We start from the raw sequence: 22,353 nt of genomic DNA on the forward strand, positions 1-22,353 counted from the left end.
GGCGCGCGATCTCGGCCGCCGCCTCGGCCGGGATCATCCCGAGCTCGGCCTGCGCCTCGGCCAGGGCGGTCTCGACGTCGTACCACTTCTGCACGCGGTTCCGGTCGGTGAAGATCGCCGCCATCTCGGGCGACGCACACCCCGCGCCGTAGACCTCGGAATCGACGATGTGGCTTCCCATGACGTCTCCTTGTGCCGGCCGAGGGGCGCAGGTCAGCGCTGCACCTCCGCTCACTCGAAGTACGGCAAGACCTGTTCCCCCAGGAGCCGGATGGACCGCAGCACGGCCGCCTGCTCCAGGCCCGGCCACTGCACCCGGAAGATCATCATCGTCGCCCCCAGCCGGTCACGATATCGCGCGATCTCGTCCCTGACCTCGGCCGGGTCGCCGACGATGAACCGGTCCCGGCTCAACTCTTCGATGCCGAGGCCGAACGTCTCGTTCTCCGGGTCGCGGTAGCCGAGCCCGACGCCCGCGATCAGACGTCCTCCGCAGATCACATCGAGGGTGGCGAGCTGCTCGGCGGCTTCCAGGGGGTGATACAGGGGCAGGACGAGGACGCCCGTTCCCAGCGTCAGCCCGTCCACCTCGGCGGCGACGCGAGCCAGCATCGGGACGGGCTGGAAGTAGGTGAACGGCGCCGAGAGATAATGCTGGCTGGCCCAGATCGAACTGAACCCGACCGACCGCGCCAGCGTCGCCTGCGCGAGGTGCTCGCGGAAGCGCGCGGCCTGCGCGTCCTGCGGGCGGTGCTGGACCGAGAGCGCCAGGCCGAACTTCACCCTGGGATCCGCGTCAGGCCGCCGATCCGCTCGGGCCCGGCTGCTCGACTCCCCCGAGGCGTCCCATCCGCCCTTCCGCGCGTGGCCATGGTAGCACGCCGGGGTGACGCGCAGTCAGCCCGCCGGGATCGGCCCGCTCTCCTGGATGTTCCGCTCCGAGCGGGCTTTGCCCGCGCAACCTCAGGAATCGGAGGGGGGCGCAGCCCCCCTCCGGGTTCAACTCAGAGGGTGATCAGCCCTCGGCGGGCGGCGAGGCTCACCGCCTCCGTCCGGCTCGCCGCCCCGAGTTTCCCGCAGATCGAGCCCACGTGGAACTTCGCCGTGTGCTCGCTGATGCCGAGGCGCTCGGCGATGCGCCGGTTGGACAGCCCCTGGGCCACGAGGTCGAGGACCTCGCGCTCGCGCGACGTGAGCGCCTCCGGAAGCCCGGCGAGACCGGCACCCGCTCCGCCGGGGGGCGACGCGAGCAGCCGCGCCGCCAGCGCAGCCGGCACGACGACGAGGCCCTGGGCCGCGGCCATCACCGCCGCGCGCAGCTCGGCCCCCGGCGCCTCGCGGGGGACGAGGGCCCAGCCGCGAAGCGGGAGCCCGCGCAGCGTCCCCGCCGGCCGCTCGTCGTCGGCGAGCGCGACGACGGCCCGCGTCCCGTCCTCGGCGATCGCGGCGGCGGCCGCCACCAGCAGTGCGCCGTCGCCGACCACGATGACCTCGGCGTCGGGCGGCGCGGCTTCCGGCGCCGGCCCGTCGCCCACCACCTCGAGTCCGGGCCCGTCGAGGAGGGCGCGGAGTCCGACGCGCAGGGCGGCGGTCGGGGCGGCGACGAAGACGCGGGTCATGGGGTCGATTCGAGCCAGGATCGGGCGACGGCGCTCGGGATGGCGACCGCGAGGTCGCCGCCGATCACCATCGCATTGAGCCCGACGACCTTGCCGCGCGCGTCGAGCAGGGGGCCGCCGGAGCTTCCGGGCGCGAGCCGGACGTCCGAGCGGATGCACGCGACCTCCCCGGCGCCGCCGGGGAGGTGGACAGGCCCGAGCCCGCTCACGATCCCGGCCGTCACCACCCAGGGCTGCCCCCACGGATGCCCGATCGCGAAGACCAGCTGGCCCACCCGCAGGCGCGTCGAGTCGCCGAGCGGCGCCGGGACTAGGTCGTCGGCGACCTCGAGGAGCGCGAGATCGAGCCGCTCGCTCGCGGCGAGAAGCCGGGCCGGACGGACGCGGCCGTCGACCGCGAGGACGCGCAGCGCGCGATCGGCGCCGGCGACCACGTGGTGGTTCGTGAGCACGGCATTGGGACGCCAGACCACGCCGCTGGCGCCTGCCGGCCCCCGGCCGTGGACGCGGACGATGCTCGGGTGCGCGCGCTCGACCAGCCCGGCGGGGAGACTCGCCCACCCGGCCACGACGTCCAGAGCGGCCTCCAGGACGACGCTCACGGCTCTGCCCTCCGACGAGCGGCGATCCCGCCCCCGGTCCGGCTCATGGTTGCCGCCCGCCGCGCTGGCCCACGATCGCCTCGAGTCGCGTCAAGACGCCCCCCCGAAGCACCTCGACCGGCACCGGGCGGCCCACGCGGTCCCCGACCAGGAGCGCCTGCAGATCCTCGGCGTCGGCCACCGGCCGGCCGTCGAGCGCGACCAGGATATCGCCCAGCAGGAGCCCTGCGTGCTCGGCCGGGCTCTCGGGCGCGACCTCCACGATCAAGAGCCCGGCTGCGTGCTCTCGGCCCGCGCGCTGGGCCGGAGGAATGCGGACAGGCTGGCTGCCGATCCCGAGCCAGCCACGCGTGACATAGCCCTGGCGGGCGAGCGTGTCGGCGAGACGCCAGGCGAGCGCGGCCGGCACGGCGAGCGCGACCCCGCCCACCAGCCCGGTCGTCAGCACCCCGAGCACGGCGCCGCGCGCGTCGACCAGCGCGCCGCCCGAAAAGCCCGGGTACGGGGTGGCATCGGTTCGGATGTACTGCTCGAGCATCCCGCCGCGGGTCCTCAGCGGCCCGCTCACCGCGCTCACGACCCCGATACTGGCCATCAGCCCGCGGTGGCCCGGCCGGCCGACGGCGAGGAGGAACTGTCCGACGCGGGCCGGAGTGGCGGCGAGGGCCGCCGGCTCGAGGCCGAGGCCGGGGACGCGGAGCACCGCGAGGTCGCTCGGGGGGTCCCGGCCGAGGAGCTGGGCCGGGAGCGGCGGGCCGTCGGCGGCTTCGACGTGAAGGTCGTCGTCGCGCTCGACGGCGTGCTCGGCGACGATCACGAGATGGGGCGCGTACACGACGCCGCTCGACGGCCGGCGCGGGCGGCCGTCCACCTGGACCACCGCTCGACCGATCTGCTCCACGGCGTCGGCGAACTGGTTCGAGAGCGTGCTCAGCGCGTGCGTGCTCTCGGCAACGTGGCTCATCGTGGCCTCCTCTCCTGAGAGCCACGATACGCCCGCGGTCAAGCGGGCGCATCCGCCGAACGGGTAGGGCCGGACCTCCCCGAACGGGTCGTGCGAGGGAGCCCTCTCCGCCGGTTCTCCCGGACTCCGCGCGCCGGTCGAGCCGCGGTGGGCCCGAAATGTCACGGTGAACCCGAATTCCGCTGGCGACGCGCACGCGGATGGTCTATGCTCGCGCCGAGGTCGGGAAGACTCAGTCGGAACGCGACCCATGAGCGTCGCCGTGGCCAACCGCGAGTGTCTCCGGCGCCTCCAGGAGGGGACGGCCGTGCTCGCGGACGTCCGCCTCGCGCGCGAGGTGATGCCGGGCCTCGGCGATCGCACGGCGCTCCACGCGGGACCGCCGGTCCCCTGGGAGCGGATGTGCGGCCCGATGCGCGGGGCGGTCATCGGCGCCTGCCTCTTCGAAGGGTGGGCGCACACTCCCGACGAGGCGGTGGCGCTGGCCGCGGAGGGGGGCCTCCGATTCGACTCCTGCCACCACCACCAGGCGGTGGGGCCCATGGCGGGGATCATCACCCCGTCGATGGCCGTGTTCGTGGTCCGGAACGAGCGGTTCGGGCGGGAGGCCTACGCCACCATCAACATGGGGCTGGGGAAGGTGCTCCGGATGGGCGCGTACGACGCCTCGGTGCTCGAGCGCCTCGGCTGGATGAACCGCGAGCTGGCGCCGATCCTGGCCGACGCCGTCCGGCGGGCGGGCGGGGTGGACGTCAAGGGGCTGATCGCCCAGGCTCTCGGGATGGGCGACGAGGCCCACAACCGCAACAAGGCCGCCACGTCGCTGCTCGCTCGCGTCCTGGCCCCCCAGGTGGCGATGGCGCGGTCGGGCGACGTCGAGCGCGCCCTGGCCTTCATGGGCGCGAGCGACTCCTTCTTCCTCAACCTCGCGATGGCCGCCTCCAAGGTCATGCTGGACGCGGCTCATGGCCTCCTCGGCTCGACGGTGGTGACGGCCATGGCGCGTAACGGCGTCGAGTTCGGCATCCGTGTGAGCGGCGCCGGGGACCGCTGGTTCACGGCGCCCGCGCCCAAGGTGACCGGCGTCTATTTCCCGGGCTACGGCCCCGACGACGCCTGCCTGGACATCGGCGACTCTGCCATCACCGAGACGGCGGGGCTGGGCGCGTTCGCGCTGGCCGCCGCCCCCGCCATCGTGCAGCTCATCGGCGGGTCCGCGCGGCTGGCGCTCGAGACCACCCAGCGGATGTACGAGATCACCCTCGCCGAGCACGAGACCTTCCGGATCCCCGCGCTCGACTTCCGGGGGACGCCCCTCGGCATCGACGTCCGCAAGGTCGTGACGACGGGCATCACCCCCGCCATCGACACCGGCATCGCCCACCGAGAGGCCGGCGTCGGCCAGATCGGGGCCGGGCTGACCGCGGCGCCGATGGAGTGCTTCGTCCAGGCCCTCGAAGCCTTCGCGTCCCGCTGACCAAGGAGGAGCACGATGGGGCGGCTCGACGGGAAGACGGCGCTGGTGACCGGGGGCAACACGGGAATCGGCCGCGCGATCGCGCTGGCGTTCGCCGAGGAAGGGGCGGACATCGCGGCCTTCTGGATCGAGCGGGAGCCCGACGCGCGAAGGCTCGTCGAGGCCATCCGGGCCCTCGGGCCCCGCGCCCTGGCCCTTCGCGTGGACGTGACGCGAGAGGACGAGGTCCGGGCGGGGGTCCAGAAGGTCCTGGAGGCGCTCGGGAAGATCGACGTGCTCGTCAACAACGCCGGGATCCAGAAGGCCCAGGCTCTCACCGAGACGACGGTCGAGGACTGGGACCGGATGATGGCCGTGCATCTCCGGGGGACCTTCCTCTGCTGCCGCGAGGTGGTGCCTCACATGCGGGAGCGCGGGAGCGGGCGGATCATCAACATGGCCTCCCAGCTCGCCTACACCGGGCGGGCCCGGTACTCGGCCTACTCGGCGGCCAAGGGCGGGATCCTGACGTTCACCCGGGCCCTCGCCCAGGAGGTCGCGCCGGCGATCCAGGTCAACGCGGTGGCGCCGGGCCTCGTGGACACGGGCTTCGACCCCCTGCCGGAGAGCCGGAAGCGCGAGATCGCCGAGGCGCTGCCCCTCAAGCGGCTCGGGCGGCCGGACGACGTGGCCCCGGCCTTCGTGTTCCTGGCCTCCGACGAGGGCCGCTATTTCTGCGGTCAGACGCTGGGGCCGAACGGGGGCGAGGTGATGCCATGAGGGCCCGCTTCACCCTCGACCAGGCGGCCGACGCCTACCGGCTGTTCGACACCCAGACCACCGGCAAGGGCGTTTTCGTCCTCTAGCCTTCGCTGCCAGGAATGCGCGTGATCGGGGAGGCGTTCCAGCGGTTCGTGGCCGTCGACTGGTCGGGCGCGCGGGATCCGGCCATCCAGCGCCGATCGATCTGCTGCTGCCTCGTCGAGGCCGAGGGCCGCGCCCTGCGCGTCGTCGAGCTCGCCGGCGGCCTCGATCGCGCCGCGACCGTGGCGAAGCTGGCCGCCCTGGCCGCCGATCCGCCCCGGACCCTGGTCGGGCTCGATTTTCCCTTCTCGTATGCCGAGCCCTTCCTCGACCACCTGGGAGTCCCCGACTTTCCGGCGCTGCTCGGCCGCATGCGCCGGGAGGCCGAGCGCCTCGAGCCGTTCGTCGACACCACGGTCGGGCCCTGGTGGCAGCGCTGGGGCGACGACAGGCTCCGCACCCGGCGGGTCGTGGAGCAGCAGGCGGCGACGCGACGGGCGGAGTCCCCGCTGCGGGCTTTGCCGGCGGCCGGTGGCGCCTTCGGGTTCACGGGCCCGCGGCAGGTCGGCAAGGCGGCGATCACCGGACTGGCCGCGATCGCCAGCCTGCTGGAGCAGGCGCCTCGCATCGGCGTCTGGCCCTTCCAGGAGCTGGCCGGCCGATCCATGGTCCTGGGCGAGATCTGGCCGCGGCTGGCCGTGGGGAGCGTCGTGAAGACGGATGCGGCGGCCCGGGCGCGGCACGCCGCCGACCTTCGGCAGCGGGGGATTCACCTCGCCCCCGAGCACGAGCAGGCGGCGATCGCCTCGGACGACGCATTCGACGCGCTCGTCTCGGCGGTCGCGATGGGCCTGGGCGGCTGGTTCCCCGTCGACCGGGCCCGCTTGCCGCGGGTGGCCCGGCGCGAGGGATGGATTCTGGGCGTCCCCTGGATCGCGTGAATCGCGAAAGGAGCCAGCGATGGATCCCCTCACCCCGCACCTCACCCATGCCGAGCGGGGGGCTCGCCGGCATCACCTGAACGGCCTGATCCTGGCGTCGCCGATGAAGACGTACCGCGCGATGACCGAGCTGGGGCGAGAGGTGTTCGCCGACGGGGCGCTTCCGAAGAAGCAGAAGGAGCTCATCGCGCTCGCCGTCGCGGTCGCCGCGAACTGCTGGGAATGAGTCGAGCACCGCGTGGAGGAGGTCCTCCACCAGGGCGCGACGGATGCGGAGATCGCCGAGACGCTGGACATCGGCCTGTACATGGGGGGCAGCCTGGCCGTGAAGTCGGTCCGTTACGCCTTCCAGGTGCGGGAGGAGCTTCGGGCTGCCGCCCGCGAGGCGGCCAGCGGGCCCCGCTGAACCAGGAGGGGAGACCATGGTGATCGGACGGGGAGGGCGTGCGGGTGAGGTCGTGGTCGTCCGGCTGGCGCCGGGCGAGCTCCTGCTGGAGTCGCTGCGGGCGATCTGTCGCCAGGAGAAGATCCGGAACGGCGTGATCCTGACCGGCTTCGGGTCCCTCTCGGCATCGCGCGTCACCGGCGTCGTGTCGCCGGCCTTTCCGCCGACCCGCTTCTACGACAACCGCTCGCGCGCCGGCGTGGAGATCCTCGCGCTGAGCGGCGTCGTCGCCGACTATCACGTCCACGCCCACGTGGTGCTGTGCGACCGCCGGAAGGCGTTCGGCGGCCACGTCGAGGAGGGGTGCCGCATCCTCTCGCTGTCCGAGATCGCGATCATGAGGGTCGATCGTATTCGGCTCAAGCGGCTGCTCGACCCGACGTCCGGCCAGAAGCTCCTCGGCGTGGTGCGGCGCTACGCGGCCGACGGCGTCGACCAGGAGGGGAGCCTCCTGACGGTCCAGAAGCGCCTGGCGCGCCGCCGGCTCGCCCGCCGCGCCGGCCGATAGACGAGGACGGCCGCGTGACGGTCGAGCGCCTGCCCGGCCCCGCGTCTTGACACCCCGAGGGGCGCGGGCTAGCATCGGCCCGCTGCCCGACGGCTCACCCTGGCGAAAGGAACGAGCGATGAGCTTCAGCTACCGGCGTGTCTATCGCGGACCGATCGAGGCGGTGCTGCTGGACTGGGCCGGCACCACCATGGACTTTGGCTGCGTCGCGCCGGCGGTCGTCTTCATCGAGGTGTTCCGCCGGCGAGACGTGCCGATCACGATGGAAGAGGCGCGAGCCCCGATGGGAGCCCACAAGCGCGTCCACATCCAGCGGATCACGGAGCTGGATTCGGTGCGCCAGCGCTGGCGGGACGCCCACGGCCGGCCCCCCACCGACGACGACGTCCAGGCCATGTTCGACGAGTTCGTGCCGCTCCAGCTCGAGTGCCTCTCGAAGTACTCCGAGCTCATCTCGGGCACCGTCGAAGTCGTCGGCGAGCTGCGCCGGCGTGGCATCAAGATCGGCTCCACCACCGGGTACACGACCCCGATGATGGAGATCAATCTCCGGGATGCCGAGCGCCAGGGGTACATGCCCGACTCCACCGTCTGCGCGAGCGACGTGCCGGCCGGGCGGCCCTCCCCCTATATGTGCCTGCGGAACGTCATCAATCTCGGGGTCACCACCGTGCACGCCTGCATCAAAGTCGACGACACGGTGCCCGGCATCGAGGAAGGCCTCAACGCGGGCATGTGGACCGTGGGCCTGGCGGTCAGCGGCAACGAGGTCGGGCTCACGCTGGACGAGTGGGCGGCGCTCCCGGCGTCGGAGCGGGCGGTCAAGCGTGAACGGGCCTACCGCCGCCTGCGGCAGGCGGGCGCCCACCACGTCGTGGACACCATCGCGGACCTCATGCCGTGCGTCGACGACATCCAGGCCCGTATCCATCGCGGCGAGCAGCCGTAGATCCTGGGGGGGGCCTCGACGGCCCCCTCCCAGGAGGGGTTGCGCGGGCAGAGCCCGCGCTCGGAGCGCTCCGGTCGCGAGCGTGCGGACAACACTCCCGCCGCCCAGCTTTTCCGTAGCCTGCTAGAGCGAGGAGAGAGGCAATGGCGCCGCCCGTCGATCCCAATACCGTGTTGATGACCGGCGAGAACTCCTTCATCCGGCTGAGCCGGGACGGCGGGCAGAACATGTCCGACCGCCTGAGCCACTGGCGGGTCCTGTGGTGCCCGGCCGGGCCGGGGCACGCGCTCTTCGTGCAGAGCGAGCTCACCGACGGCCAGCCCCGAATCTACAGCGACAACGTCGCCGTTGCCCGGTGGCTCCAGACCACGATCGAGACGCTGCTCTACCCCACCTTCGCCGACACGCAGATCCCGGTGCTCGACGCGGCCTTCGACCGGGACGGCGACCCGCGCTCGGCGGCGACCGAAACCGTCGTCACGGCCAGCGACACCCTCACGCTGACCTGGTACGACTTCGTCGAGCCGTTCGTCCTGAACGCGCCGCCGGGGTTCGCCAACCGCCCGCTGGGGGTGTTCAGCACGTTCTTCCCGGCCCGCTCGGCCCAGGTCGAGCTGAACGGCCGGTTCCCGACGGGCCGTCCCTGGCTGGAGATGCGGGGCGACCGTCAGAGCTCGAGCGCGTGCCTGGCGTGGTCCGAGACCTGGGTCCGGCCCCGGGGCTGAGCCCCAGCGATGATGCGCGCTTCACGCAACACATGAAGGAGGAGGGGCCATGATGGGCGCGATGGTACAGAGAGGTTCGCTACTCGTGGCCGCCGTGATGCTCGTCCTGGGCGGTACACACAGCGCGCACGCGCTGGGTACCCACGCAGGGTCTTGGGCAGTTACCGGATCCGCGATATATTTCCGTTTCTTCGTCAACCGAACCGGTGAGAGGCTACTGGCGACAGCGACGGTGTGTGTTCCCAAGGGGGAACTAGCCGTACGGATCGCCAAGCTTGCGCCTGATCCGCTAGACACGGAGCTATTCGTGACCAGCTTCGGCATCAGCGAGCAGCTCTGCAAGACGGTGTCAATTCTGGTCGAGGACGGCCAAAAGCTCGCGGTGAAGGGTCTGGGAAGCAAGAGTAAGGGAACGTACCAGGTGAGCGTATTCGAACCGCGGTAAGTGGCGCACCGGGCGGCCCTCGGGGAGCCGCGTCCCGTTGACCTGCCCGGCGCCCCGCCATAGCATCCGAGTCGTGCGGGGCTGGCCGACGACGCGTCGAGAGTACGCCCTCCGGACCGGCTCGCCCGTCGGGTCGGCAATCGCGCCGGTCGCTCACCGCGAGGCGGCGCCGCCCGGCCGGGCGCGAGCGGCGGTGGGCCGAGCCACCCGGGCGCTCGTCGCCGCTCTCGTGCTGACCGGAACGGCGGCGGGACAGGCGAAGCTGCCGACGGTCGGCGTCCTCCTGTTCGCGACGCCCGAGGCCTTCCAGAACGACTTCCGCGAGGGCCTCCGAGAGCTGGGCTACGTCGAGGGGCAGAACGTCGCGGTGGAGTACCGGTGGGCGGGGGGACAGGCCGAGCGGCTGGCCGCACTCGCCGCCGACCTCGTCAGCCGTGGCGTCGACGTCGTCGTGGCCACGCCCACGCCGGCGGTCGAGGCGGCCAGGCGAGCGACCAGCACGATTCCCATCGTCATGGCGCCGGCCGGCAATCCCGTGGCGACCGGCCTGGTGACGAGCCTCGCCCGCCCGGGGGCAAACGTCACGGGCGTCTCCTCCCACTCGGCCGAGCTGGGCGGCAAGCGCCTGGGGCTGATCCGCGAGGTGCTCCCCCGGGTGACCCGGATCGGGGCCCTCGTCCACGCCACCGACCCGTTCGCCGGACCGTTCCTGAAGGAGCTCGAGACCTCCGCCGCCGGCGCGGGGATGCAGATCCTCCCCATCGTGGTCCGCGGACCGGACGAGGTCGACCGCGCCTTCGCGGTCGTGACCAGAGAGCGACCGGGGGCCCTCGTCCTGCAGCCGATCCTCGCGACCCGACGGGCCGCCGAGCTGGCCGCGAAGCACCGGGTGCCCGCGATCTCCGAAGCCCGCGCCTTCGCCGATTCCGGAGGGCTGATGAGCTACGGCGCGAGCCTCGCCGAGAGCCGCCGGCGCGCCGCCGTGTACGTCGACCGGATCTTGAAGGGCGTCCGGCCCGCCGACCTGCCGATCGCGCAACCGACGCGATTCGAGCTGGTCGTCAATCTCGCGACGGCAAGGGCGCTGGGTCTGACCATTCCGCAGCCGGTCGTCCTCCGTGCGGACCACGTCATCTACCCGTGACGGAAGCCGCCCGCGGTCGCTGGCCTCGCCCGCCGGCGCGACGGTGAGGGACGCCCTCGACCTCCGGCTCACCAACGACCTGGCGGAGCTGCCTCGGCTGGCCCGGGCCGTCGACGAGTTCTGCGGCCGTCACGGCCTCGCCCCCGCGATCGCCTTCGCCTTCAACCTCGCCCTCGAGGAAGCCATCACGAACGTCATCGCCCATGGATACGCCGACGCGGCGGCGCACGAGATCCGGGTCCGCATGCGCGTCGCCGACGCGACCGTCACCGCCGAGGTCATCGACGACGGGCGACCGTTCGATCCGCTGCAGGTCGAGCGCCCGGACCTGACGGGGGGCATCGAGGATCGCCGGCTCGGCGGGCTCGGGATCTTCCTCATGCGGCGGTCGATGGACGAGGTTCGCTACCGGACGGTCGGCCGCCACAACTGTCTGGAGCTCTCGAAACGGATCGCCTGAGCGCGATGGACGAGCGCGCGCGTGCTCCCGCCGGCTGGACCCGGCGCGGGTGGTTGGCGGTCGCGCTCGCGGCGGGGGGCCTCCTCGAGAGCCGCGGGCTCGGCTGGGGGGCGGACGCGGCGGGCCCGACCCTCGGCGCCCTGCTGCCGCTCTCCGGCGAGCTCGCGGCGTACGGGGCCCAGGCCCGTCTCGGCATCGACCTCGCGGTCGCCGAGGTCAACGCGGCCGGCGGGGTGCCCGGGGGACCCGTGCGCGTCCTGTACGAGGACGACCGGTCGGATCCCCGCACCGCGGTCGCGCGAGCGGTGCGGCTCGCCCAGCACGGGACCGTGGTCGCCGTCATCGGCCCGGTCTCGTCGGCGCCGCGGGACGCGGTGGCGCCCGTCCTCGACCGCCTGAGCCTGCCGCTGCTCTACGCCACGAACTACGAGGGCGGCGGCTGCGGGGCGCGGCTGTTCTGCTTCGGCACCGTGCCCAATCAGGACCTGGGCCAGCTGATCCCGCACGTGGCCGCGGCCGGGGGCCGCCGCTTCTTCCTCATCGGCGCCGACTACACCTGGCCCGAGGCGATGTTCCGCCGAGCCCGGCCGCTGATCGCGTCGCTCGGGGCCGAGGTGGTCGGCGAGGAGCTGCTGCCCTGGGGGATCCGCGATTTCAGCCGGCTGCTCGCCCTCGTCCGGGCCAGCGGCGCGACCTCGCTGCTGCTCGCGCTGCCGGGCCGGGACGGCATCACGCTGATCGACCAGGCGGCGACCGCCGGCGTGCTGAAGGACCGGGCCGTGGCGTTCCTCGGCCTCAACGAGGCATTGCTGGGGAGTCTCGGGGCCGGGCGGGCCGAGGGGCTGTTCTGCGCCGTCCCGATGGTCATGGACAGCCCGGAGCCGGGCGTCCGCGACTTCGTCGGTCGGGTGCAACGGCAGGCCGGGGCCGCCGTGGTCGTCTCCGGCTACGTCCTCACGCACTACAACGCGGTGATGGCGTGCGTGTCCGCGCTCCGGAAGGCCGGCACGGCCGATCGGGACGCGGTGACGGCCGGTCTGCCGGGGCTCACCTTCGACAGCCCGACAGGCCCGGTCAGCGTGGGCCGCGATCACCACGTCACGCTCGCCATGTACCTCGCCCGAAGCGCCGGCGGCCGGCTGGCCCTCGTCCGGCCCCTCGGCCGGCTGGCCCCCGAGTCGGGCTGCGGCTCCTAGCTGGGCAAGGCATGTGTTGGGGTAACGCTCACCCGCGATTCACCATGCGATGCATCGAGAGGCTGTCCGAGCGGCGGCTTTTGCCGCCGCAACGACGGGGGGGTATCGGGGGGGTGTTCCGACACCCCCCCGAAGATCTAGGCGGGGGGGCATCGGGGGGGTGTTCCGACACCCCCCCGAAATGACCTAGGCGGCCGCATGGGACCGGCGACGCACCACCATGCAGGTCACGTCGTCCGCCCGCGGGCGCCCGGCCACGAACCCCTCCACCGCGCCCAGCAGCGCGGCCAGCATGGCGTCCGGCGGCTGCGCCGCCAGCGCCGCCGCCAGCCGGGCGCTGCCGAACTCGCTCCCATCCGGCGCGGTCGCTTCGGTCACGCCATCGGTGTAGAGAAACAGGCTGGCGCCGGCCGGCAGGGCCGCCTGTCGCTCCTCGAAGCGCTGGTCCGGGAACATGCCGAGGGCGGCCCCGCGCGTCCTCGGCAGCGGCGCGACCTCTCCGGAGGTCGAGACGACGAGCGGTGGCGGATGACCGCCGCTCGCGTACACGAGCTCACCGGTTTCCACGTCGAGCACGCCGTAGAAGACGGTCACGAACATGCTGGCCGGGTTGTCCTCGGCCAGGATGTTGCTGGCCGCGCCGAGACACGCGGCCGGCCCCGCCGCTCCGGGCGCGACCGCGCGCAGCAGGGTCCGCGACACCGCCATGAACAGCGCCGCGCCGACACCCTTGTCGGAGACGTCGGCGATGACCAGCCCGAGCCGCGTCCGGTCCAGCCAGAAGAAGTCGTAGAAGTCGCCCCCCACCTCGAGGGCCGGGATCATGCGGGCGGCGAGATCGACGGCGGCGTGCGGGGGAAAGGCACTGGGCAGGATCGCCTGCTGCATCCGCCGGGCCACGTCCAGCTCCTGGCGGATCGAGACGAGCTGGCCGTGGGCGGCGAAGCTGTCGCTCACCGCGGCGAAGAACGGCCGCCACGCCGCCGGCACCGCCGGGATCGCGGCGTCGGGCTGACGGCTCGCCGCGTCGATGTGGCCGACGAGTCGGGTCGCCGGGACGACGAATTCGCGCCGGGTCGCCATGTGCGCCACGAGCAGCAAGACGACGAGACCGAGCAGGGGGGCGACGACGGCGACGCCACTCCGCGCCGCGATGCTGGCGGCGAGGTCGAGCCGGGGGACGAGGTAGACGAGCCGCCACGGCGCCTGGTCCAGTTCGGCGGCGAAGACCAGGTGGCCGTCCGCCGCCTCGAGCCGGCGAGTCGCCGCGGCGATCGCCCGGGTGATGCCCGGGCGGCGCGCTTCGGGCGCCAGCGCGTCGAGCGCCGCGGCGCGCCCCGGGTCGCCCCGGTCGACCGCGCCGGCCATCGCCAGCACCCGGTCGTCCGGGTCGAGCAGCACCAGACGGCCGAGCGGATAGCGGAGCTGGGCCGCGATCTCGCCCAGCGCCTCCAGCGGAATCAGGGCGGCCACGGTGCCGACAAAGCGGTCACCGTCGTAGACCGGCGCCCCGGCGCCGACGACCGCGCCCTTGCCGGCGGGGTCGTCCTCGATGCCGATCCAGAAGCGATGGCGGCCGGGGTTCTCCTCCGGCGTGCCGCGAGCGAAGAGCGCCCGCCCGCGTGGGTCCGGCTCCAGCGGGAACAGGCGGGACGAGATCCAGGGGAAGACGGCCACCGTGCCGCCGGCCGACACGAAGCTCTGCCACGCGATGAACGGCGCCGCCTGAGCATCGGCGGTGAAGGTGGGGCCGAGGCCGAGGGCGATCCGTGTCTCGCGCTGAAACTCCGGCGCCGGGAGGGCGGCGCGGGCCATCACGTTGCCGTGGCCCCGGCGGTCGATCCCCGGGGGCGGATCATCCAGGGTGAGCAGGTCGCCCGGCGCCGGCGCCAGCGCGGAGCGGGGCGGGGCGGCCCCGGGGTCGCTGGCCAGCGCCTCTGCCCGCGACCGAAGCGCGTCGACGGCGTCGACGGTCGCGGCCACCAGCGCGCTCAGCTCGACCAGCCGCTCGGACAGGCGCAGGGCGATCCGGTCCCGCTCGGCCGCTTCCTCTCGGGCGTACTCCACGGCGACGAGGCCGGCCGAGAGCAGCAGCACGATCGCGAAGGTCGCGGTGAGGATGAAGCCGTAGCGCCGGGCGATCGCGGCGGACGAGGTTCCGCTCATGAGCGAGAAGCCGCCAGCCGGCTTCGCGCCGGGGAGGGTACATGGACGTGACGTTCGACCGACTCGAGGATTGCCTCGTCGTCCGGCTGCGCGGCCGGCTCGACCGATTGACCTCGGGTCCCTTCGAGCAGACCCTGCAGCGGGAGATGACACCACCCGCGGTGTCCGTCGCCTTCGACTGCCGGCACCTCGAGTACGTCAGCAGCGCCGGCCTGCGCGTCGTGCTGGCGACGGCGAAGGCGCTCCGCCCCGCCGGGCACAGCGTGGTGCTCTTCGGCATGCAGCCCATGGTGCGCGAGGTGTTCGACATCAGCGGCTTCAGCGAGTTCCTGGCGATCCTGCTCGACGAGCCGGCCGCGCTGGCGGCCGTGCGGGCCCCCGGGCGTGGGCTGCCCGGCTGAGGCGGTCGCCGTCCCGCTCAATGCTCGAAGTGGAACGTCACGACGCACCGGTCGCCATCCCGCGAGGAGGAGGCGCGGTCGGCCACCCGGCGCAGGAGGAAACCGGCGAGCCGGCGGTCGCCGCCCTCCACCTCCAGGATCTCGCGCTCGGTGGGACGCCGCTCCGGCAGCTCGAGCATGGCCCCCGTGTAGCGCACCTGGACGTCCAGGTTGAACTCGTCGAAGGCGACGGTGATGCTGAACGGACCCGTCGTCTCGGGCGCGTCGAGGAGCGTCTCCACGCACTGGTGGATGGCGTAGGTGGCGCGGCGGACGATCTCGCGCCGGGCGCCCCAGGCCGCCCCCCGCTCCTCCATGAAGTCCTCGACCCGCACCGGGTCGTATTCCGCCGGCTCGATGGTGAGCGCGACGCGCTGCCGCACGCCGAGGCGGAAGAGCGTGTTGAGGAGGATCCCGGTCAGGGTCCCGAAGACCAGTGAGGATTCGAGCATGGGCCGGATCGAGGCGGGCGCCGTCTTGAAGATCTCCGGGAACACGTCGGCCGCCAGGGCGGCGACGATCGCCAGGCCGATGACGAGCGTCTTCCGCGTGTCCAGCATCCGGGAGGCGATGGTCTCGATCCCGTTCAGCAGCGTGAAGCAGGCGGTGAAGACCAGGACCGAGCCCACGACCGGCGGCGGCAGCAGCGCGAAGAGCCGGGGGAACGCCGGCACGAATGCCAGCAGGATCAGGATAGCGCCGATCGCGTAGGCCACCCGGCGGCTGGCCACCCCGGTCGCCGCGGCGAGGCCCACGCAGCTCGGCGCCGAGTTGCCGCCGACGGTCCCGAAGAGCCCCGAGACGGTCGTGCCGACCCCGTCGGCGAGGACCCCCCGGGTGATCGAGCGCATCTCCGGGCGCACCCACCCGGTGTCGTTCATCCGCTGGCTGAGGCTGACGAGGCCGACGGTCTTGAGCGTCGCCGCCAGGGCGCCGATGCCGAACGGGACGAGGAGCAGGGGATCGAACGCCCAGCCGACGTGCCCGAGGCGGGGCAGGGCCACCACCGGGCCGAGGGCCACCTCGGCCAGCGCGCCGCCCGCCAGCCCGCCGGTGGTGAGCGCCGCGAGGGAGCCGGTGGCCATGCCGACGAGCGCGCACACGATGCGGAGCCGGCCCTTGGTCCAGACGCTGAGCCCGACCATCGGGACCAGGGTCGCCACGGCGACCAGCCACTGGGCGGCGCTCAGCGGACCGGCGCCACGGAGGAGATACCTGAGGCCGATGGCGGCGGTCGTCGTCCCGGTCAGGAAGATCACCAGCCCCGCCAGCTCGGGCGGCATGAACGGGCGCAGGTGCCGGACGGTGCGCGACAGGGCGCCCTCGGCCACGCCCGCCGCGATCGTCATGCCGGCCATCAGCGGCAGCCCTCCCGACTGGACGGCCTGCAGCGAAGGACCGACGTAGATGCCCGTGAAGACGGGCGGGACGAGATACCCGCTCCCGAGCCGCGGAGAGGCCTGGAGCAGCGTGCCGATGCCGAGGGCGAGCATCGACAGGCCGAGCACGCTCGTCACGACCTCCGCGGGCGCGGCCGCCTGCCGCGCCAGCAGGAGGGGCACGACGAGAAAGATCGCCATCACGCCGATGTGCTGCACGGCGCAGAGCAGCGTGACACCGAGGGGCGGCGCGTCGTCGACGCCGAACTGCAGCGTGACCGGCTTCTTCGCCGTCGACGCCGGACCTCCCGGTTCCCGTCGCGCCACGTCGCTCCGGTCGCTGGCAGGCATGTGTCCGCCCATTCTAACGCGGCTGACCCGCGCTTCTCCGTCGGAGCCGGAGCCGGACCCCCTCCGGTCCGGTGCGCGACGCCCCCCGGCCCGCCCGGCCGCGCTCGACCGGGCGACAGGGCGCCCTATCGCGGCACGCTGAGCGGGTGGCCGCTGGTGACGACGACCGGCGGGTCGAAGGTGTGGACGCGGTCGCCCACCTCGAGGTGTCGCAGCACGAGCTCGCCGGCCTGGACCGTCAGCGTCGCGCGGCTCCCCGTGATCTCGACCGTGCCCCAGGCCGTCCCGGCGGTGAAAAGGCACCGGAAGTCGTCGGCCGGGCCCGGGGGGGCGAAGCCGAGCCGGGCGGCCGGCGCGCTGTACCCGTAGCCGGACAGCGCCAGCAGCAGCGCCCACGACGAGAGCGCGCGGGCGTAGTGGTGGCCGCACTCGAACTCGTCCCAGGGGTTGCGGCGGATGCCGTCGTGGCGCCGGCGCACGCCGCGCACGATCTCGAGGCCGGCCTCGACGTCGCCCTGGTAGATGAGAAGCCCGGCCACCGCGTACTCGGCGCCGGTCCAGCACTCGTCGGCGTACGGGAACGGATAGCGCGGCCGCCCGCCGTGGGGCCAGGTGCACTGGAGCAGACCGGCCTCGTCGTTGACGGCGTAGGCGCGCTGGCAGCTCTCGTGGGCCGCGACCGAGCGGCGGAAGTTGTATCGGAAGATCGAGCGGGCGGCGGCGCGCACGTGCTCTTCCGGCAGCAGGTAACCCAGCCCGACGACGTGGGCGAACCACTGGCCGAGGAGCTGATCGGACAGGCAGCCGGGGCCGTACTGGTAGCGCGGCATCGGCTCGCCCGCGCGGAAGGCGGGCGGGTGGCGCGGCGGGTACTTGCCCTTGTGGACCTCGTGCGGCGCGGGCATCCGCACGGCCTGCACGTAGTACTCGCCGTTCCAGAGCTCGCGGTCGTAGCGCGCGCGGCCCGAGGCGTAGAGGCGCGCGTACTCGTCGGCGTCGGGGTCCCCCAGGTAGCGGGCGATCTCCTCGGCGGCCCGGAGCGCGCCCAGGTAGAGCGCGCCGCACATCGTGTTCGGGCCGTAGAACTCGACGTCGTACGTGTTGTGCTGCTCGCCCTCCATGACGCCGTCGCGGTCGGGGTCCCACCGCGTCCAGGCGAAGGCCAGCGTCTTCTTCGCCTGCGGCCAGAGCGCGCGGAGGTAGGCGTCGTCGCCCGAGATGAGCCACTCGCGGTAGAGCTTCATGATCGTGCCCATCTGGCCGTCGGCCGCCGCCACGTAGTTCCAGACCACGCCCGGCCGCAGCGGCAGCATCGTCCGGAACTTCTGCTCCCCGTCGGGCAGCGTGTTGTGCTGGTAATCGGTCAGGCGAACCGAGCGCTCGAGGTGCGGAAAGAGGAAGGCGAGCGCCTGCGCGTAGTTCCACACGTGGGTGGAGTTCATCGGGCAGCAGCCGGCGTCGTCGTCGCATCCCTCGAAGGCGTGGAAGCGCCCGTCGGCGGTCCGCAGGCAGGTGGTCGTCCGGATGATCGACATCTGGCTCGAGACGGCGTCGATGACCTCGTCCGGCACGGTCGACGTGAAGAGCGCGTCGCGGAAGGCGCCGGTGCTCGCCGTGAGCGCGTCGAGCCGCTCGACGGCCTCCGCGGCCGCCGCCCAGGCGTCGGCCCACCGGGTGGCGAACCAGTTGGTCATCCGCTGGCCGACGACGCTCTGGCCGGGGAGGGTCTCGACCGGGCCCCAGTAATTGACGAGGTTCGGGAAGTGCCAGGCCAGGACGATCGGGAGGTCCACCGTCCGGCCCGGCTCGAGGCGGGCGATCAGACCCAGTGTCCCGGCGTCCGTCTCGCCGGGCGGGCTCGGCGTCCCCTCGGCGCGGTCGGGCAGCCGGCCGTCGGCCCGGAAGTCGTCCCAGAAGTCCTGGATGTCGTCGAACCACCCGCTTCGCTCCCAGTGCTCGGAGAACGTCACGTCGGGCCACGGCGTGGCCACCGCCAGCGTTCCGGCGCCGGGATGCGCGCCGTCCCCGCCGGGTCGGCTCATCCGGAGCCCGCGGAGGCGGCCCTCGTCGGTCCACTGATTGACGTTGCCGCCGAACATGGGGTGGCGGCGTCCGCGGCGCAAGCTCCCGATGCCGTCGTAGCCGACGGGGTTGAGCTGGGTGTAGGCCAGCGTGACCTCGACCGGCCGGGCCGACGGGTTTCGCAGGCGCCAGCGGAAGACGGCCACCGGCAGGCCCGAGACGTGGTCGTCGAAGGGCGCGAAGGGGGTGAACGCTTCCAGCGTGACCTCGACGGGCAGGACCCGGTCGTGGAAGCGGACGGTCGCGATCGGATAGGTGCCGACGAACGTCGCCTCCTCCAGACGCGGCAGCCCGGCGACTGCCCAGGGAGACAGCCCGCGGTCGGCGATGAACGGGGGCAGGAGCTGCCGTTCGAGGAGCCGCGCGACCGCCTCGCCGCCCTCCGGCCTGGCCCACATCGCGAAGAAGCAGAGCGGCAGGTCGCGCCCCTTGGCCGGCCGGTTGAAGATCTCCCAGTCGCGCAGCTGGCCGCGGCCGCCCAGCGAGACCGTGCCGGTCCCGATGCCACCGAGCGGGAAGGCGATCTCCTTGAGCGCGGCCCCGGTGTAGTGGCGGGCCCGCGGGGTGAGGCCGGGGGTGGTCTCCGTGGACATCGTCATCTCCTCCCCGTGACTCGGGCGAGGGCGAGGCATCTCGCGTCGCAGCAGGAGACGCGGACCACCTCGGTGGCAGAGCTGAATTGACAGCCCCGGCACTCTAACCTACACTCCTCGCCAATTCAACGTCTGACCATAGACCGGATCAGCCGGAGACAGTTCCTCAGACAGCGCCGAACCCTCGAAGCTGGAGGATGTTATGGCTCGGAGCATCGTCTCCCGCCGGGTCTTTCTCGCCTCCTCGGTTCTCCTGACCGCCGACGCGCTGGCCCCGGGCCGCCTGGCGGCCACGCTGGTCGGACCCTGGCTCGGCGCGCCGGCCCGTGGCCTGTCCCGGCTCGTCCTCGAGGCGTGGGGGAGAGGGCCGCTCGGAGAGGACGGGCCCGACCAGTTCGCCTGCGTCGTCACCTTCGCCGACGGCCATGCCTTCGAGCAGCTCCTCGAGCCGGGCCGGCGCATCGCCAGCGAGGTCCTGGACGGGAGCCATCGGGCCCGGTTCGCCCTGGATCTCGCGAGCCCGCCGGCGGCGGCGCTGGCCGCGCGCCAGAGCCTCGAGACGGTCCGCTCGGTCGAGCTGGTGAAGGCCGGCGGGGCGCGCCCGTGGCGGTGCGAGGCGCTCGGCCTCTGGGCCGACGACACGCTCGTGCTGGCCCGGTACGTCGACGACGGCGTCCTGGAGGAGCCCGGTGACACAGTCCGGGTCACGGTCGAGCCCCAGGGCACGCTCCGGGCGCTCGCGCTCCGGCTGGCGACCGCCAACGAGGACTTCGCCGCCACTGACAACGACATCTACGGCAACGTGGCCTTCGCCGACGGCACCCTCCTCTACTCCGCCGCGAATCGGCTCCTGACCCACGGCATGGCGCGCGGGGCCTCTGCGTCCTTCATGCTGCCGATCCCGCGGGGCCTCGACCAGGATCCGGCCGACATCGAGGAGGTGTACCTGCGGAAGGCGGGGAGCAACGGCTGGCTGCTCCGAAGCGTGGAGCTGTTCGCCAACGGCGGCGCGGTCCCGGTCATCGCCAATCGCGCGGTGAACCAGTTCCTCGACAATCAAGCGGCCGTGCTGCGGCATCGGGACTGGTCCTCGCGGTCCATCCTGACGCCGGTGGAGTCCCCGGCCAGCACGCCCCTCCGCGGCGTGACGTATCGGATCTCGGGCCCGGTGCTGGGCCATCTGACCGACACGACGGCGAGGATCGTCTACCGGGTCGAGCGCGAGGGGACGTACCGACTCAAGGTCTACCGGTACGGCACCACGACCGTGCTGCAGCAGATCACGGCGGGGCTCCAGCCGGCCGCCACCTTCGTCGTGACGGGCCTGAGCCCGAACACGCCCTACGCGTTCGAGCTGTTCCACCTCGTGAGCGGCGTGGAGCGCCGGGTGCCCGGCAGCGGGGGTGCGGTCCGGACCTTCCCGCCCGACGGCGCCTCGGTCCACTTCCGGATCGCGATCGGCTCCTGCGCGAACAACAAGAAGTTCCCCGCCCAGCCCGCGTGGGACGCGATCACCGCGCGGGCCCTGGGTCCAGGGGTCGACCCCGCGGCTCGGCCGGACCGGTTGCGCTTCTTCATTCACCTCGGAGACACGATGTACTTCTACGACGACGTGGTCGGCCCCCCGCCCGAGACGGTCTCAGGCATGCTGGCCGCGCACCTCTCGGCGCGCAAGCACCCCGCCTTCCTGCGGATGGCGCAGCAGCTCCCGTGCTACGCGGTGTGGGACGACCACGACTTCGCGGGCAACAACACCGACGCCCCCGACCTCGGCGCCCGGAAGGTGTTCGCCCGGAACGCCTTCCTCCAGTACTGGGCCAATCCGATCCGGCCCGATCTCGCCTTCGGGCTCGCCGCCCGGTTCGGCTACGGCAACGTGGACTTCTACCTGATGGACGGGCGGTACAACCGGGACAAGGCGGCCGGCGTGCTCTTCGGGCGGCCCCAGCTCCGGTGGGTGCTCGACGATATCCGCAGGCGGGGCCCGGGACGGCTGCGCATCCTCCTGAGCGGGAGCACCTGGACCCACTCGCGAACGGACGGCCACAAGGAGGCGTACGGAAACGGGACCTACACTGCCGAGCGGGAGTGGTTCTACGGGCAGCTCGCCACGCTCATCGGCAGCCCGATCTGGGGCCTGGTGTTCGCGTCGGGCGATGTCCACTGCAACCATCTCTACGAGATCGTCCTGCCCCGCGGCGGCGCCCGGGTCGCCCCCGAGGTCGTCGCCTCGCCGATCGCGAATAAGCCGGGTGACGACTGCCCCTTCCCAATAACCGGCCCTGGACCCGAGTTCCGGTGGGGCGAATACAAGCGCGGGTTCGCCACCCTCCAGATCAACACGACGCGCCTCCCGTGGACGCTGACGGTGGTCTTCTACCGGGAAGACGGCGTCGAGTACCGCCGGAAGACCTACACGGTCCGCGACGGCCAGCTCCGGTACTGAGAGCCCGCGAAGCGCGGAGTTGAGTCCTCAGTGCGTGTCGAACACCTCTCTGGTAGAGCGCCAGCCGCTCTGTGCCAAGGAGTCGGGCCATGCTGATCGTCGACGCGCAGGTGCACATCTGGGGTGCCGACACGCCCGAGCGGCCCTGGCCGCCGGGACGGGCGCATCAGGCGCAGAAGCCCTATCCCGTCACCCGGGAGATGGTCCTCGCCGAGATGGAGGCGGCCTCCGTGGATCGCGCGGTGATCGTGCCGCCATCGTGGGAGGGCGACCGCAACGACCTCGCGCTCGAGGCGGCCCGCTCGCACCCCGACCGGTTCGCGGTGATGGGCCGGCTGGCCGTCGAGCGACCCGAGAGCCGGGCACTGGTCCCACGCTGGAAGGAGCAGCCCGGGATGCTGGGGCTCCGCTTCACGTTCCATACGGAGCTGCAGCGCCCCTGGCTCACCGAGGGGACGGCCGACTGGCTGTGGCCGGCGGCCGAGAAGGCCGAGGTTCCGGTGATGGTGTACGTGCCCGGCTCGCTCGGCGTGGTGGACCGCATCGCGGCGCAGCACCGGGGGCTGCGCCTGGTCCTCGATCATCTCGCCATCGACACCCGCTCGCAGGACGACGCCGCGTTTGCGCACCTGCCCGAG

General features: G+C 72.9%; 23 protein-coding genes. 15 read left to right on the plus strand and 8 right to left on the minus strand.

From position 1 onward, the window contains the following. The 5 genes from VGW35_11205 to VGW35_11225 form a co-directional block, all read right to left on the minus strand. On the minus strand, window positions 1-181 hold a 181-nt coding region (locus VGW35_11205; protein HEV8308225.1), incomplete at its 3' end, for an adenylosuccinate lyase. Between the two features lie 50 nt (window positions 182-231). After that, complete coding sequence (locus VGW35_11210) at window positions 232-783, minus strand: LLM class flavin-dependent oxidoreductase (GenBank protein HEV8308226.1); 552 nt, start codon at window positions 781-783, stop codon at window positions 232-234. 221 nt (window positions 784-1,004) lie between these two features. Next, window positions 1,005-1,619, minus strand: coding sequence for a response regulator transcription factor (locus VGW35_11215; protein HEV8308227.1), 615 nt, complete (start codon window positions 1,617-1,619; stop codon window positions 1,005-1,007). Continuing rightward, window positions 1,616-2,221, minus strand: a complete 606-nt coding sequence (locus tag VGW35_11220) for a trypsin-like peptidase domain-containing protein (protein HEV8308228.1) — start codon at window positions 2,219-2,221, stop codon at window positions 1,616-1,618. Before VGW35_11220 ends, VGW35_11215 begins: the two co-directional genes overlap by 4 nt. Before the next feature lie 43 nt (window positions 2,222-2,264). Further along, window positions 2,265-3,185 (minus strand): S1C family serine protease, encoded by a 921-nt coding sequence (locus VGW35_11225; GenBank protein ID HEV8308229.1) that lies wholly within the window; start codon window positions 3,183-3,185, stop codon window positions 2,265-2,267. A gap of 250 nt (window positions 3,186-3,435) precedes the next feature. Here VGW35_11225 and VGW35_11230 point away from each other — a divergent pair, with 250 nt between their 5' ends. The 12 genes from VGW35_11230 to VGW35_11285 all read left to right on the plus strand — a co-directional run bounded on the left by VGW35_11230 (window position 3,436) and on the right by VGW35_11285 (window position 12,258). Next, a complete protein-coding gene (locus tag VGW35_11230; protein HEV8308230.1) occupies window positions 3,436-4,662 on the plus strand; it encodes a DUF1116 domain-containing protein in 1,227 nt (408 codons plus the stop codon). A gap of 15 nt (window positions 4,663-4,677) precedes the next feature. Then, a complete protein-coding gene (locus VGW35_11235) occupies window positions 4,678-5,421 on the plus strand; it encodes a 3-oxoacyl-ACP reductase family protein (protein ID HEV8308231.1) in 744 nt (247 codons plus the stop codon). 101 nt (window positions 5,422-5,522) lie between these two features. Further along, a complete protein-coding gene (locus tag VGW35_11240; GenBank protein ID HEV8308232.1) occupies window positions 5,523-6,386 on the plus strand; it encodes a hypothetical protein in 864 nt (287 codons plus the stop codon). Window positions 6,387-6,405: 19 nt separating this feature from the next. Beyond that, window positions 6,406-6,612 carry a carboxymuconolactone decarboxylase family protein gene (locus VGW35_11245; protein ID HEV8308233.1) on the plus strand — a complete coding sequence of 69 codons (207 nt, stop codon included), beginning with the start codon at window positions 6,406-6,408 and terminating at the stop codon, window positions 6,610-6,612. Between the two features lie 12 nt (window positions 6,613-6,624). Next, complete coding sequence (locus tag VGW35_11250; GenBank protein HEV8308234.1) at window positions 6,625-6,792, plus strand: hypothetical protein; 168 nt, start codon at window positions 6,625-6,627, stop codon at window positions 6,790-6,792. 16 nt (window positions 6,793-6,808) lie between these two features. Then, window positions 6,809-7,339, plus strand: coding sequence for a PPC domain-containing DNA-binding protein (locus tag VGW35_11255; protein ID HEV8308235.1), 531 nt, complete (start codon window positions 6,809-6,811; stop codon window positions 7,337-7,339). A gap of 118 nt (window positions 7,340-7,457) precedes the next feature. After that, on the plus strand, window positions 7,458-8,288 hold the full coding sequence (gene phnX / locus VGW35_11260; protein HEV8308236.1) for a phosphonoacetaldehyde hydrolase: 831 nt from the start codon (window positions 7,458-7,460) through the stop codon (window positions 8,286-8,288). Between the two features lie 143 nt (window positions 8,289-8,431). Further along, on the plus strand, window positions 8,432-9,013 hold the full coding sequence (locus VGW35_11265; GenBank protein ID HEV8308237.1) for a hypothetical protein: 582 nt from the start codon (window positions 8,432-8,434) through the stop codon (window positions 9,011-9,013). A 49-nt stretch (window positions 9,014-9,062) separates the two neighbouring features. Beyond that, complete coding sequence (locus VGW35_11270; GenBank protein ID HEV8308238.1) at window positions 9,063-9,458, plus strand: hypothetical protein; 396 nt, start codon at window positions 9,063-9,065, stop codon at window positions 9,456-9,458. Between the two features lie 193 nt (window positions 9,459-9,651). Next, window positions 9,652-10,602 carry an ABC transporter substrate-binding protein gene (locus tag VGW35_11275; protein HEV8308239.1) on the plus strand — a complete coding sequence of 317 codons (951 nt, stop codon included), beginning with the start codon at window positions 9,652-9,654 and terminating at the stop codon, window positions 10,600-10,602. A 43-nt stretch (window positions 10,603-10,645) separates the two neighbouring features. Continuing rightward, window positions 10,646-11,062, plus strand: a complete 417-nt coding sequence (locus VGW35_11280; GenBank protein HEV8308240.1) for an ATP-binding protein — start codon at window positions 10,646-10,648, stop codon at window positions 11,060-11,062. A gap of 5 nt (window positions 11,063-11,067) precedes the next feature. Then, window positions 11,068-12,258, plus strand: a complete 1,191-nt coding sequence (locus VGW35_11285) for a substrate-binding protein (GenBank protein ID HEV8308241.1) — start codon at window positions 11,068-11,070, stop codon at window positions 12,256-12,258. A 186-nt stretch (window positions 12,259-12,444) separates the two neighbouring features. Here the strand turns inward: VGW35_11285 and VGW35_11290 are convergent, their stop codons facing one another. Continuing rightward, a complete protein-coding gene (locus tag VGW35_11290) occupies window positions 12,445-14,424 on the minus strand; it encodes a SpoIIE family protein phosphatase (GenBank protein ID HEV8308242.1) in 1,980 nt (659 codons plus the stop codon). Window positions 14,425-14,465: 41 nt separating this feature from the next. Here VGW35_11290 and VGW35_11295 point away from each other — a divergent pair, with 41 nt between their 5' ends. Next, the gene (locus VGW35_11295) at window positions 14,466-14,825 is read left to right on the plus strand and encodes an STAS domain-containing protein (protein HEV8308243.1); all 360 of its coding nucleotides are present in this window, start codon (window positions 14,466-14,468) and stop codon (window positions 14,823-14,825) included. 17 nt (window positions 14,826-14,842) lie between these two features. Here VGW35_11295 and VGW35_11300 read toward each other — a convergent pair whose 3' ends face one another. Next, complete coding sequence (locus VGW35_11300; GenBank protein HEV8308244.1) at window positions 14,843-16,594, minus strand: solute carrier family 23 protein; 1,752 nt, start codon at window positions 16,592-16,594, stop codon at window positions 14,843-14,845. 125 nt (window positions 16,595-16,719) lie between these two features. Next, window positions 16,720-19,269, minus strand: coding sequence for a GH116 family glycosyl-hydrolase (locus VGW35_11305; GenBank protein HEV8308245.1), 2,550 nt, complete (start codon window positions 19,267-19,269; stop codon window positions 16,720-16,722). Window positions 19,270-19,471: 202 nt separating this feature from the next. Here VGW35_11305 and VGW35_11310 point away from each other — a divergent pair, with 202 nt between their 5' ends. Then, on the plus strand, window positions 19,472-21,715 hold the full coding sequence (locus VGW35_11310; protein HEV8308246.1) for an alkaline phosphatase D family protein: 2,244 nt from the start codon (window positions 19,472-19,474) through the stop codon (window positions 21,713-21,715). Window positions 21,716-21,804: 89 nt separating this feature from the next. Next, window positions 21,805-22,353: amidohydrolase family protein (locus VGW35_11315; GenBank protein HEV8308247.1), on the plus strand; the 549-nt coding region annotated here is incomplete at its 3' end.

The sequence above is a fragment of the Candidatus Methylomirabilota bacterium genome (genome assembly GCA_036005065.1).
Lineage (GTDB): Bacteria > Methylomirabilota > Methylomirabilia > Rokubacteriales > DASRDR01 > DASYQW01.

Coding starts and splice junctions, on each gene's coding strand:
- VGW35_11255 (HEV8308235.1), top strand. CDS start 6,809: ATGGTGATCGGACGGGGAGGGCGTGCGGGTGAGGTCGTGGTCGTCCGG.
- VGW35_11270 (HEV8308238.1), top strand. CDS start 9,063: ATGATGGGCGCGATGGTACAGAGAGGTTCGCTACTCGTGGCCGCCGTG.
- VGW35_11215 (HEV8308227.1), bottom strand. CDS start 1,619: ATGACCCGCGTCTTCGTCGCCGCCCCGACCGCCGCCCTGCGCGTCGGA.
- VGW35_11240 (HEV8308232.1), top strand. CDS start 5,523: ATGCGCGTGATCGGGGAGGCGTTCCAGCGGTTCGTGGCCGTCGACTGG.
- VGW35_11230 (HEV8308230.1), top strand. CDS start 3,436: ATGAGCGTCGCCGTGGCCAACCGCGAGTGTCTCCGGCGCCTCCAGGAG.
- VGW35_11265 (HEV8308237.1), top strand. CDS start 8,432: ATGGCGCCGCCCGTCGATCCCAATACCGTGTTGATGACCGGCGAGAAC.
- VGW35_11305 (HEV8308245.1), bottom strand. CDS start 19,269: ATGTCCACGGAGACCACCCCCGGCCTCACCCCGCGGGCCCGCCACTAC.
- VGW35_11295 (HEV8308243.1), top strand. CDS start 14,466: ATGGACGTGACGTTCGACCGACTCGAGGATTGCCTCGTCGTCCGGCTG.
- VGW35_11290 (HEV8308242.1), bottom strand. CDS start 14,424: ATGAGCGGAACCTCGTCCGCCGCGATCGCCCGGCGCTACGGCTTCATC.
- VGW35_11245 (HEV8308233.1), top strand. CDS start 6,406: ATGGATCCCCTCACCCCGCACCTCACCCATGCCGAGCGGGGGGCTCGC.
- VGW35_11310 (HEV8308246.1), top strand. CDS start 19,472: ATGGCTCGGAGCATCGTCTCCCGCCGGGTCTTTCTCGCCTCCTCGGTT.
- VGW35_11285 (HEV8308241.1), top strand. CDS start 11,068: ATGGACGAGCGCGCGCGTGCTCCCGCCGGCTGGACCCGGCGCGGGTGG.
- VGW35_11300 (HEV8308244.1), bottom strand. CDS start 16,594: ATGCCTGCCAGCGACCGGAGCGACGTGGCGCGACGGGAACCGGGAGGT.
- VGW35_11225 (HEV8308229.1), bottom strand. CDS start 3,185: ATGAGCCACGTTGCCGAGAGCACGCACGCGCTGAGCACGCTCTCGAAC.
- VGW35_11235 (HEV8308231.1), top strand. CDS start 4,678: ATGGGGCGGCTCGACGGGAAGACGGCGCTGGTGACCGGGGGCAACACG.
- phnX (HEV8308236.1), top strand. CDS start 7,458: ATGAGCTTCAGCTACCGGCGTGTCTATCGCGGACCGATCGAGGCGGTG.